The organism is Campylobacter hyointestinalis subsp. lawsonii (assembly GCF_013372165.1).
In the GTDB taxonomy this organism is placed as follows: Bacteria; Campylobacterota; Campylobacteria; order Campylobacterales; family Campylobacteraceae; genus Campylobacter; species Campylobacter lawsonii.
In genome coordinates, this window is sequence record NZ_CP053828.1 from 1319971 (window position 1) to 1331891 (window position 11921).

Below are 11921 nucleotides of genomic sequence, written 5' to 3' on the forward strand. Positions count from 1 at the left end.
ATCAGTATCAAAACAAAAATAGTAGCTATGATTAGCTCATTTGAAGTTGGCGTATTAAACATTTTTTAAAACCTTTGAACATCTAGGGCATAAACAGTTTTCCTCTTTGGCGTCATACTTCCAGCATCTTGGGCATTTAAAGCGAGATGCTTTTACTACCTTAAACTGCTCATTTCCTACTTCGAAAGTAGCCAAAGTCTCACCGTCTTCTATACTTTTAACAAAGCTTACCATATACCAGTCTATGACTTCATCAAGATCGTTTGCAAGTATTTCATTTGAGCTAGTTTCTAGCATAACCTCAAGTGTAGATTTTATAATTTTTTCTTTTTTGAGTTTATCTACTATCTCATTAAATTTTTCCCTACTAGCTAATAACAAGCTATCATCTATATCAAATTCATAATCCAAATCATCATAAACTATGTCAAAAACATCGCCAAAATCTTTTTTTATGATTTGCGGAGCAAATTCTATGGCCTCATCAACGCTGTAAGTTAGCGTAGGAGCTATGAGTGCAAAGACTCTTTTTGCGATGATAGCCATAGCAGATTGAGCCGAACGGCGACGAGCTGAGTCTTTATCATCGCAGTAAAGTCTGTCTTTACAAATATCAAGATATATCCCGCTAAGATCTGTGCTTAAGAAATTAAGCAAGATATTAAATCCTTTTGAGAACTCGTAATTTCTAAAGCAAACCGATACTTCTTTGAAAGTCTTACTAGCCCTATTTAGTATCCACTTATCAAGCATTCCAAAATTTGTATATATATCATCTAAATCGCCGACGTTTGCTAGTAAAAATCTTATCGTATTTCTTATCTTTCTATATTGCTCACTAACTTGTTTTAAAATTTCATCGCTTATTTTAAGATCGCTTGAATAATCACTAAGCCCAACCCAAAGTCTTAAGATCTCTATGCCGTATTTTTTGGCTACGTCTGCTGGAGCTATGACATTGCCTTTGCTTTTACTCATTTTATTTCCGTTTCCATCAACCGTAAAACCATGAGTTAGTATGCTTTTATAAGGTGCTTTTTGATTTAATGCACAGCTTAGTAAAAGTGAGCTTTGGAACCAACCTCTATGTTGATCACTTCCTTCAAGATACATATCTGCTTGATATCCACCACTATCATAATCTCCACTATTTAAAACCGCATTCCACGTAGATCCGCTATCAAACCAAACATCTAGTATATCACTAACTTTTTCTAAATTTGCAGGATTTAAATTTGAACCTTTTGGAAGAAGCTCTTCTATGCTTAGATCCCACCACGCATCAGCGCCTTTTTCGTCAAATATACTAGCGATATTATCCAAAATTTCTGGATCAAATACCACTTCTTTTGTGGTTTTATCTCTAAAAAACGCTATAGGTACGCCCCAGTCTCTTTGGCGAGAAATACACCAATCAGGGCGATTTTCTATCATAGAGCCGATTCTTTTGATGCCTGCTTCTGGATAAAATTTAACTTGATTTAAAGCTTCAAGTGCTGTTTGCCTTAGTGTTTTACCATCTAATTTTGGCTCATCCATAGCGATAAACCACTGCTTAGTAGCTCTATAAATTACAGGTTTATGCGTTCTCCAGCAAAATGGATAACTATGCACAAATTTACTTACTTTCACGACCGCATCGCCTAAGATATCTAAAAGTCGTTCATTTGCTTTAAATATATGAAGTCCTATAAACTCACCCAAAAGCTCTTCTGGTAGTAGCTTTTTAGCTCTTAAAGTCTCATCATAAAGTCCTGCTTCATCAACAGGCATTATAACTTCGATATTATATTTTAAACTTGCAAAATAATCATCTTCGCCATGCCCAGGAGCAGTATGTACAAGCCCCGTACCGCCATCCATCAAAACATGCTCTCCAAGTATAAATTTAGAATACCTTCCGTTCAAAGGATTTATCGCATTTAGTCCCTCAAGCTCACTTGAAGCAAATTCTTTTATAATCTCACCTTTTATTATGCCTTGATTTATCAAAGTTTCTTTTAAAGGAAGAGCTATGATATAACCTTCTTTTGTTACTGCGTATTTTTCATTTGGATTTAAACTAATGGCTTGATTTGCTACTAAAGTCCAAGGGGTGGTCGTCCATATGACGGCTTTTGCGCTACCCACGCCAAGCTTATCACACGCTTCTTTGCTTAGATCAAAAGCAACATACAAGCTATAATCTTCTTTGTCTTCATACTCTACTTCAGCCTCAGCTAAAGCACTTCTTGCTGCCCAGCTCCAAAATACAGGCTTACTTCTCTCTATAAGAAGTCCTTTTTTAGCCACTTCACAAAGCGTTCTATATATATTTGCTTCAAATTTATATTTCATGGTAAGATACGGTTCGTCCCAGTCACCAAGGACACCCAAAGATTTAAACTCTTCTTTTTGGATTTTTACAAATTCACTAGCCCAAGCGCGACATTCTTGCCTAATTTGCGATTTGCTCATAGTCTTTTTTTTGTCGCCAAGCTTGACTTCGACTTGTTGCTCGATCGGTAAGCCATGACAATCCCAACCAGGAGTATATCTAACACTATCACCGAAAAAATAATGGGTTTTTGTGATTATATCTTTTAAGATTTTATTTAGTGCATGACCTATGTGAAGATGACCGTTTGCGTATGGTGGGCCATCGTGAATATTAAAACTAGTGCTTGCTTTTTGCCTTTTGGCTTTCATCTTTTCATAAACTTTTTCTTCATCCCATTTCGCATAGCGTTTTGGTTCTTGTTCGCCTAAATTTCCACGCATAGCAAAATCCGTAGTAGGTAGTAGCAACGTATCTTTGTAATCCATAATCTTAACCTCGAATTTTTTTAAATTTACGGATTTTATCCAAAATTTGATAAAAAAAAGATTTATTTATCGGCTTATGATACAATAATTTCATAAAACAATAAGGAGAAAAAATGATAAAAATTTGTCTCTTAATGATATTTTTTATATCAAATATCTTCTCATTTGACGATCTTATAAAACAAAACGGAGATGCCATAAGTATAAATCCATTTAAAACAGATACATACATAGAAAATCAGTGGATACAATCAGAAAATGTTAGCTTTCTAAGTCCAAATTTAAACATTGATAAAAGCGGTGCAAATTTAAATAATATAGATATTTTAAGCATAAACTCGCTAAGTTTTGAAAACAGATATCTAAGTGGCATCAAGCTAAATTTAGATAGCAAACTAGATAAAAACGAAAACAAAAAAGACTATATCTCAAATAACGATCTAAGTTTGCAATATCAAACCTCCATAGTGGATTTTATTATAAAAACTCAGCTAAATGCAAATTATAATCTCAAAGAACAAGAAGCTGTGCTGTATCCAAATTTGGATATAAGTAGAGAAATTTTATATAATACAAAATTTGGTACAATAATAAAATCAAAAAATGATGAGCAAGAAATCAGTCCGTATATAGACTGGTCTTTGAATAAAAATTTAAATTTAAATATAATATATTCAAAGCCAAATAATGAGTCGCAAAACACTTATATGAACTTTACAATAAAATACTAGGAGCAAAATATGAAACATATCATCTTAATAGTCGGGGAAGAATTGCAGATAAATAAGCCGTTTTTAGACTACGTTTTTCGCAAATATGAAAACTATGTTGGTGAGCTAGGTATGATATCATACGCTGGCGGTGGCGATAAAGAGCTCCCATTTTACATAGAAAATATTTCTAAAAATTACGAATGCATAACAATCATAGCAAATGACAGCAACTTTTATACATTAAGCAAAATCCTAGCAACTCTTAGCATAGATACTATAGAGCTAAAAGAAGATACTCTCATCCCATCACGTGCTATAAATTACGCCAAAAATAGCTTTTTGCTCACTTTAAACACAGCTTCTATAAATCTCATAAAAGCTACACCTACAAAAGAGCTTCCTAGTTTTTTACAAAACACCAAACAAGACTCGAAGTTTTTTCATATACTAGGTGTCGATAAAGAAAGTGCGAAGATACTCTTAGAGCCATTATCTACCACTTACAACGTAAATATCAGTCTTACCGAGCTTTTACCCGGTCTTACTTATGCTAAAGTAAGTGCAAACAGATACGGACAGATAGACGGATTTTTAGAAAGTGTTTCAAATTTATTTACCGGTAAAATGATAAACGAAAAAGATATAGTTGTATTTGTAGCAAAAAAACTCATACAAAAGAACTTAAAAATAACATTTGCAGAGTCTTGCACCTCTGGACTTTGCGCTGCTAAACTTGGATCTGTGAGCGGAGTAAGCTCTGTGTTTGATGGCTCAGTAGTAACATACGCAAATAGCATAAAACATAGCTGGATAGATGTAAGCGATGAAGTTTTGCAAAACTTTGGTGCAGTAAGTGATGAATGCGTAAGACAGATGGTCTTAGGAGCCATAAAGCTTTGTAGCTGCGATTTTGCTATAGCTATCAGCGGTATAGCAGGACCTGATGGCGGAAGTGAGCAAAAGCCAGTAGGAACCGTATATATCGCAGTGACGAACAAAAACGGAGAAATTTATACTCAAAGACTAAGCTTAAATGGCGATAGAGACTACATCAGAGAGCAAAGCGCCTTGCACGCTTACGCTCTACTTTTAAGGAGTTATCCAAGCTTGCTTGAGTAAATCCAAATTTATAAATTTGGATTTTTTAAATTTATAAATTTTTTTGAATTTAGAGATTTTGATTTGAGCCATAGCTATGCTTAACAAGCATTAAAGGCTATTTTATTAAGTAAATTTAATAATGCTTTTAAAGGGTATTAAATCGCATTTTAAATCTAGTGCAAATTTATACTCATAGCATTTACCAATCTATACGTTGTTGTCTTCTAGCTTTTGACTCATCAGCATCTTTTATGCCCATAACTTTTCCCTCAGCTCCAGCACCATGCCATTGTGACTTAGTGCTAAATTCTACATTAAATATACCAACTTCTTTTTCATCTTCCATTAGCCAAGTAGCGATAGTATCTGTTTTTACGCCATCTTTAATAACATAAGGGGTAAATTCTATAGCTTTTGCAACAAATTTGCTTGGACTATATGAGAACTCGACTTGCTCTACTCCTTTGTTGAAATCTAATAATTTCACTTGTGTATCTTTAGGCGTATAGTCTGTGTTTATGGTATCTTTACCCATAAACTCAGTTATATAAAATCCTTTATTTTTAGGTACTTTTTTCTTATCACTACTAGTTTTTCCTATGACTTGCTCTATGGTTTGTCTATAAATTTCTCTGTTTTCTTCAGATTCTACCATATTGCTTATACACTTATCATCGCAAAATACACTATAATACGCAGTAACAATCTGCTTGTTGTTTTGTAAATTATCTAAAAAAACATCAGGCACAATCAATGATCCATAGAAAAATTTTGCATAACTCTCATCAAATTTATCATTTTGTATTATATTTACACCATTTTCTATCGCTTCAAATTTATTATCTTTTAAATGGCCCTCAGTTAAATTTTCGGCACGAATCTTATCATTTTTAACTAAAACTAAATTTTGTGGGCTTGAACTCTTATCTAGTGAAAATTTGACTTTTGTGTTAGACTTTCCGCCATTAAATTCGCTTTCATCTACCACAAATTTATCATCTATCCTTAAAGCAGCGCCATCAGTTTTTTCTTTTACGCCATAAAATTTAATATTTTGATCATCTTTATTTTGATCATCTTTTAAACTAAATTCAATACTATTTGCATAACAATTAGCCGAGTATAGTTTTGGCACACTCTCATCAGCCAAACGTGCCTCAAAACCAAGATTTAAACTAGCACTCATCAAATTTTCAAATTTATCTTTATCTAAAGCAAAGTTATTTCCATTTGATGAAAAATAGCTAATAGAATCATAAAAATTTGTTATCTCTTTTTTTACTAATTTTATGCTATTTGGTATAAATGTATGAAATCCCTCTTCTAACTGGACATTGCAACCTATTTTTCCGATAGTATCTGATGAAGAACTACCAGATATGCAATCATCTTGCTCTTCGTCAATAATAGTTGTTTTATTGTCTGTTATGCTTATTTTTGTATGTCCTATGTCTGGATATACAAAATAACAAGATTTATTGTTTATATTATCTTGACTGAATTCCTTTTCATTTCCTAAGTCATCTTCGCATTTTGTGTATATAGTGCCAATACCTTCACTAAATTTAATCCACACGTTTTCTAAACTTTTTGGCTCTATCTTTTGCAGGGTTTTTATTCCATTTTCATCGTAGTAGTAAGTGCAAAACTCATCTTCATTTTTTGTTCTATTTGCGCTTCTATCAAATTCTAAACGTTGATTTTCTAAAATAATATTATAATCATCTATCACTCTGTCTTCATTATCTAAAGCCTCTACAAGCACGAAATCATTTTTATCATCTGTTTGCGGATAATACTTCTTCCCGCCTATTAGATTATCTTTTTTATTAAAACTATTTATTTTTCTAAACTGGGCTGGTCTAGCAGCAAATGTATCTAATGATTTAAATTGCATTATACTGTTAGATGGATTATCTTCAAAAAAATAAATTCTTACTATAAAATACAAATTTGAGTAATCTATCGACTTTTTCTTAGAATTATCTACGCTAAATTTATTATCAAGATTTATAATCTTCAAGCTATCATCTTTTTTATCATTTAGATTTTTTATATCATCTTTACTTAAATCTATCTTTTCTATAGCATCAGTTAATGCATCACCGCTTGTTTTAGAATGCAATGTGACACTTATAGATTTTATATCTTTTGCAAATGAATTTCTATTAAAATTTGTTATAAGTTTGACGCTAAAAGGTCTTTTAACGATTTGAGTATATAAATTTTTGCTATCACCGTCTTTATTAAATTGATCATTTACTATTAGAAATTCATTCTCGCCACCATAAAGCTCTATGCCAAACAAAACGCAGGTCACAAATATAAATATTTTTTTCATTATAAGCCTTTTTAAGTAGTAAATAATTGTATGCTAATTTATCTTAAATTGCTATAAATAGGGTAAAATTTGCTTATTTTATTAAAAAATGCCAAACTAAAAAATCAGAGCCAAAAGAGTTACAAAGAGCACTGGCAAAGTAACTAAAATACCAAATTTACTATACTCCCAAAATCCTATTTTTACACCTTTTTTCTCTAAAACATGCAACCATAAAAGAGTTGCCAAACTACCAAAAGGTGTCATTTTTGGACCTAAATTTGAACCTATAATATTTGCGTAAGCTAGAGTTTCATTAGTGCCATAAAGCGATATATTCATTATCATATTTGTAGGTAGATTATTCATAATTGCAGACATAGTAGCACTTAAAAACCCAGTCGTCATAACAGCGTAAAACTCGCCCTGTAATGCAGCTTTTGATATCAAATTTGATATATACTCACTCATTCCGCCGTTTTTCAAACCATAAACAACGATATAAAGTCCTATGCTAAACCAAACTATCTGCCAAGGAGCGTTTTTGATGATCTTGCTAGCTTTGATGACTTTGGTACGTGAGCTTACGATAAGAAGTAAAACGCCACCACCCAAAGCAAATAAACTCACCGGAAGTCCGTATATGTCTCCTACAAAGTATCCACAAAGCAGAATTGCTATAAAAAACCATGAAAACTTAAAAATACTTATGTCTTTGATAGCGCTATTAGGATCTTTTAGCAAATTTGTATTTATCTTTGGCGGGATATCTTTTCTAAGAACTATCCATAAAACAGCTATAGAAGCCGCAGTGCTTACAACATAAGCAAGAGCCATATTTGCAAAGTACTGACTAAATCCTATCTTAAAATAATTTGCGGTTATTATGTTTGTCAAATTTGAAAACACAAAAGGCAAAGACGCGCTATCGCTTATAAAGCCACCAGCTAGTAGAAAAGCTATCATAGTCTTGACTTTTAGCTGAAGTATTTTCATCTTGGCTAAAAGTATAGGCGTGAGTATCAATACGGCGCCATCATTTGCAAATAGAGCTGAAACTACAGAGCCAAACAAAAGAACATACACGAACATCAAATGGCCATTTTGTTTTGAAAGCTTAGATAAATGAAGTGCGCACCACTCGAAAAATCCTATCTCATCTAGGATCATAGACATAATGATAATGCCTACAAGAGTTAGCGTCGCGTCCCAAACTACGCTTAAAACTACTAAAGTATCATCAAAACTAACCACGCCTAAAAAGAGACTTACCAAAGCTCCCATTACAGCACTAGTTCCTATCTTTAATCCAAATGGTCTAAAGATAATAAGCAAAAGAGTGATGATAAATATAAAACCAGCTATTAGCATACCAAACTCCGATGATTAAAATTTAATGCAGTTCTTACCAGCTTCTTTTGCTTTATAGACTTGATTATCTGCATTTTTTATTAGATCTTCTACACTTTTTGTTTTAAGATCACTTGAGGCTACTCCGATACTTGCACTACCATTCCAATATCCATCGCCAACAGAGACTTTAAGTTCTCTTATCTTTTTTAAGATATTATTTGCTACTTTTATAGCGCCTTGTAAAGACGTGTGTGGGCATATTATCAAAAACTCATCTCCGCCAAGCCTACAAACTATATCATCGTTTCTTACAGAATCTTTTAGCGTTACAGCGACAGTTTTTAAGACGATATCGCCACAATCGTGACCATAATTATCATTTACTTCTTTAAAGTGATCCAGATCTATCATCAAAATAGCGATAGAATCCGTAATTTTACAAGTAGAATACCAAAGCATATCTAGAACATCCATAGCATAACGTCTATTTTTTAGCTCAGTTAGTTGATCTGTAGTAGATAAATACTCAAGATGTCTATTTGCCTCCATAAGCTCGGTAGTTCTTTCTTCTACTTTTTGTTCCAAATTTTTCTTAAGAGACAAAAGCTCTTTATTTCTTCTAGATAATGTATTTAACATATTATTTAAAGCCTTAACAAGAGGCTTGATTTCGTTTGATTCGTGAATTTGATCAGCCATATCAAAGGCTTCTTTTGCGGTATATCCTTGATCTATAAGCCCTATCTGTCTTGCCATTTTCTTATCTTGACCCAGTATATGAAAAGCAAGCCAATTTATAAGAAAATCAACAATTTCTTTTAGGTTTTTTTCATAATCTTTGCTATCTAAAAACTCATCATATAGTGCTTCAACTTCTTGCAAAAACATCTTATGATTGTACGCGTGTTCTCTGATGAAATTTGGATATAATTTGCTTTTGACCATTATGCTTTCTTCATCACCAAAATGATACTTTGCATAATCAAAAAGCTCATTAAATATTAATGATATATCATCTATTTTTAAAGCTTCTTGATTGGAAATTTTTGAGCCAAGTTCATTTATGAGTTCTACTAAATGCGCATGCTCTTCATCGACTAAAGGTATGTTTGTTTCAAAGTCTTTGTTCCAAGTAAAAAGTATAGATTTAGTATATTTCATCCCCACCCCCTAAAAATTATACAAAATCAAAATACTACATAAATACGCGGCATTTTATTAAAATATCTCATAAAATAAACTTAAATATACCCAAACGATAGGAAATAGAATAGTATATTTCACTCATAAATACAAATGAATATTTTATTTATTTTTATTCTAGTTTTTATACTAATTTTTTCCACTATTAATGATATGGATAATTTAATGCAAAGTTGAATTCTACTTGACAAAGATAATTAATTTTTGTATAATTCAACTTCATTTTTAAAAATTCACCCTGTCTCGCTAGCTCAGTCGGTAGAGCATCTCCCTTTTAAGGAGGGGGCCGTTGGTTCGAATCCAACGCGGGACACCACTTGGTCGCTTAGCTCAGTTGGTAGAGCGCCACCCTTACAAGGTGGATGTCATAAGTTCGAGTCTTATAGCGACCACCATTTTTAGGTGCGGCGGTAGTTCAGCTGGTTAGAATATCGGCCTGTCACGCCGGAGGTCGCGGGTTCGAGCCCCGTCCGCCGCGCCATTTACGTTGTCTCGCTAGCTCAGTCGGTAGAGCATCTCCCTTTTAAGGAGGGGGCCGTTGGTTCGAATCCAACGCGGGACACCACTTTTTTATTTATCAATTAGGGTTTTGACCCTTTCGTCTAGTTGGCCCAGGACGTCACATTCTCTGTGTGAAAACGTGAGTTCAAATCTTACAAGGGTCGCCATTTATAAGCTCTTGGTCGCTTAGCTCAGTTGGTAGAGCGCCACCCTTACAAGGTGGATGTCATAAGTTCGAGTCTTATAGCGACCACCATTTTTAGGTGCGGCGGTAGTTCAGCTGGTTAGAATATCGGCCTGTCACGCCGGAGGTCGCGGGTTCGAGCCCCGTCCGCCGCGCCATTTTTTATTTTTGATAGATAAACGCCTCGTTAGCTCAGTTGGTAGAGCATGTCACTCTTAATGATGGGGTCGTAGGTTCGAGCCCTACACGGGGCACCATATTTTGTTTTTTAGGCCCCTTCGTCTAGCGGTTAGGACACCAGCCTCTCACGTTGGTAACACGAGTTCGAGTCTCGTAGGGGTCACCACTTAATATCCTATATTTCTTTTTTATTTATTCAAGTGTCAATCAAATAAAAAGCATAATAAAATAAGCTTTTGGTTGCTATGACAAAGATGAAAAATAAATACATAAAAAATTCAAAAATTTCACAAACCAAATTTAGAGAAATTTTGAACTATTTTTGCAAAGATTTAGAGATAAATAAAATCTCTAAATTTAGCTAAATTTCAAGGCAAAGCTTATTTAAAATTTTCAAATAAATTTATATTTTAATAGCAAATGAGTGTGAAAAAATAAGCAAATTTAGCGCAGAAATAGATGAGAGCTATTTTAAAGCTGTAGCAAAAGATTTCGTGGTGCAAGTGGTAAAACGCCCGTGTTTGGAAGTTTATGTATAAATTGTTAAACTTGTTCTGCGCGTGAGATATTGCTGGGAATGCTCTGAGCTTTCGCTCTACAATTTACTTTGATACTTAAAAGGCGCTTGTGGATTATGATGCAAAATCCCATTATATGCTAATACCGCAAGAATGAGTTTGCAAAAATCACATAAATAAAATTTAGAGTTTTTGGGAAAGCATAGATTAACTAAAGATTAAAAAGAAATTTTCTATCTTTATCTCAAAGAAAGTGAATTTAGATATAATACAAAAAATAGTAAATAAAAAATCAAATTTGATTTATTTGAGACATTGTTTATTTAAATCTTCTAAAATCTTTGCAGATTTTGGCGCAAAATCGCTTTTGTAGTTTTTTGATTACTCATTTTTTCTATATAATGCGATTATCTTCTCTTAATGCCTCTAAATAATCCTTTCTTTTGTATTTTGGAATGTTATCCGCTGTAATGCTTTTTAGCTCAACAATTTCTTTTTTAAGATTTTTTATATTATTTTTATTGAGTTGAGTAAATTTTTCTAAGTCATTATAAAAATTGTTTAATCTCTTTACAAAACCACCAAAATTTACATAACTTTCCAATTTAAAAAAAGGTTTTTTCATCTCTTTTATAAATAAACTTTTATATCCATTAAATTTCATTACGAATTTTTTTATATTTCACTTAAATAAAATTTATATTTTGATATCTTTAGAATAACACTTTTTTATGATGATATACTCACACGCATAAATGCTGAGATTTCTAATATCAACAAATCTAGCCTACTTTTCAATTCTCCACTAAGAGCCACAACTCCATTATACACTATCTATCTTTGAATTACAATTAGGACAATCAAACACCCTGTTTTAAGACCTAAATCCACAACTGCAAATCTTAGAGCTAAGTTTGGTATTTTATCAAAGCTTGTATAAACTGAAGTTAAAAATATAAAATTTCACGAAATATTTGTAAAGCTTTTATTTTTTACATAGCATTGCTACAAACTTCTTTAAAGCAAATTAGGCTATCTTGGCT

The 11921-nt window shown here is 32.9% G+C and carries 6 protein-coding genes, 9 tRNA genes and 2 pseudogenes; 12 read left to right on the forward strand and 5 right to left on the reverse strand.

All coding sequences use genetic code 11. The features are described from left to right. Positions 1 to 54 precede the first annotated feature (54 nt). Positions 55 to 2805, reverse strand: coding sequence for an isoleucine--tRNA ligase (gene ileS, locus CHLWT_RS06745; RefSeq protein WP_111970686.1), 2751 nt, complete (start codon positions 2803 to 2805; stop codon positions 55 to 57). A 113-nt stretch (positions 2806 to 2918) separates the two neighbouring features. Here ileS and CHLWT_RS06750 point away from each other — a divergent pair, with 113 nt between their 5' ends. Together CHLWT_RS06750 and CHLWT_RS06755 are read left to right on the forward strand one after the other, a co-directional pair. Then, the gene (locus CHLWT_RS06750; RefSeq protein ID WP_111999866.1) at positions 2919 to 3536 is read left to right on the forward strand and encodes a hypothetical protein; all 618 of its coding nucleotides are present in this window, start codon (positions 2919 to 2921) and stop codon (positions 3534 to 3536) included. A 9-nt stretch (positions 3537 to 3545) separates the two neighbouring features. Continuing rightward, positions 3546 to 4637 (forward strand): CinA family protein, encoded by a 1092-nt coding sequence (locus tag CHLWT_RS06755; RefSeq protein ID WP_111985423.1) that lies wholly within the window; start codon positions 3546 to 3548, stop codon positions 4635 to 4637. Positions 4638 to 4818: 181 nt separating this feature from the next. Here CHLWT_RS06755 and CHLWT_RS06760 read toward each other — a convergent pair whose 3' ends face one another. From CHLWT_RS06760 to CHLWT_RS06770, 3 genes are all read right to left on the reverse strand, one after another. Next, positions 4819 to 6960, reverse strand: coding sequence for a hypothetical protein (locus tag CHLWT_RS06760; protein ID WP_111999867.1), 2142 nt, complete (start codon positions 6958 to 6960; stop codon positions 4819 to 4821). A 96-nt stretch (positions 6961 to 7056) separates the two neighbouring features. Next, positions 7057 to 8310, reverse strand: a complete 1254-nt coding sequence (locus tag CHLWT_RS06765) for an arsenic transporter (protein ID WP_111999868.1) — start codon at positions 8308 to 8310, stop codon at positions 7057 to 7059. A 15-nt stretch (positions 8311 to 8325) separates the two neighbouring features. Then, positions 8326 to 9453: a GGDEF domain-containing protein gene (locus tag CHLWT_RS06770; RefSeq protein WP_111999869.1), complete on the reverse strand. Its 1128-nt coding sequence runs from the start codon at positions 9451 to 9453 to the stop codon at positions 8326 to 8328. Between the two features lie 282 nt (positions 9454 to 9735). Between CHLWT_RS06770 and CHLWT_RS06775 the strand changes: the two genes are divergently transcribed. The 10 genes and pseudogenes from CHLWT_RS06775 to CHLWT_RS09475 all read left to right on the forward strand — a co-directional run bounded on the left by CHLWT_RS06775 (position 9736) and on the right by CHLWT_RS09475 (position 11166). After that, positions 9736 to 9811, forward strand: a tRNA-Lys gene (locus CHLWT_RS06775). 3 nt (positions 9812 to 9814) lie between these two features. Beyond that, positions 9815 to 9890, forward strand: a tRNA-Val gene (locus CHLWT_RS06780). Positions 9891 to 9899: 9 nt separating this feature from the next. After that, a tRNA-Asp gene (locus tag CHLWT_RS06785) sits at positions 9900 to 9976 on the forward strand. 8 nt (positions 9977 to 9984) lie between these two features. Then, positions 9985 to 10060 (forward strand) — tRNA-Lys (locus CHLWT_RS06790). Positions 10061 to 10086: 26 nt separating this feature from the next. Continuing rightward, positions 10087 to 10163: transfer RNA gene (locus CHLWT_RS06795), tRNA-Glu, on the forward strand. A gap of 13 nt (positions 10164 to 10176) precedes the next feature. After that, positions 10177 to 10252, forward strand: a tRNA-Val gene (locus tag CHLWT_RS06800). A 9-nt stretch (positions 10253 to 10261) separates the two neighbouring features. Beyond that, positions 10262 to 10338 (forward strand) — tRNA-Asp (locus CHLWT_RS06805). Positions 10339 to 10361: 23 nt separating this feature from the next. Continuing rightward, positions 10362 to 10437, forward strand: a tRNA-Lys gene (locus CHLWT_RS06810). Positions 10438 to 10451: 14 nt separating this feature from the next. Beyond that, positions 10452 to 10526, forward strand: a tRNA-Glu gene (locus tag CHLWT_RS06815). Between the two features lie 79 nt (positions 10527 to 10605). After that, positions 10606 to 11166: pseudogene (locus tag CHLWT_RS09475) on the forward strand (IS1595 family transposase). 15 nt (positions 11167 to 11181) lie between these two features. Here the strand turns inward: CHLWT_RS09475 and CHLWT_RS06820 are convergent. After that, positions 11182 to 11516: pseudogene (locus tag CHLWT_RS06820) on the reverse strand (hypothetical protein); the annotation flags it as partial. Positions 11517 to 11921: the final 405 nt, after the last annotated feature.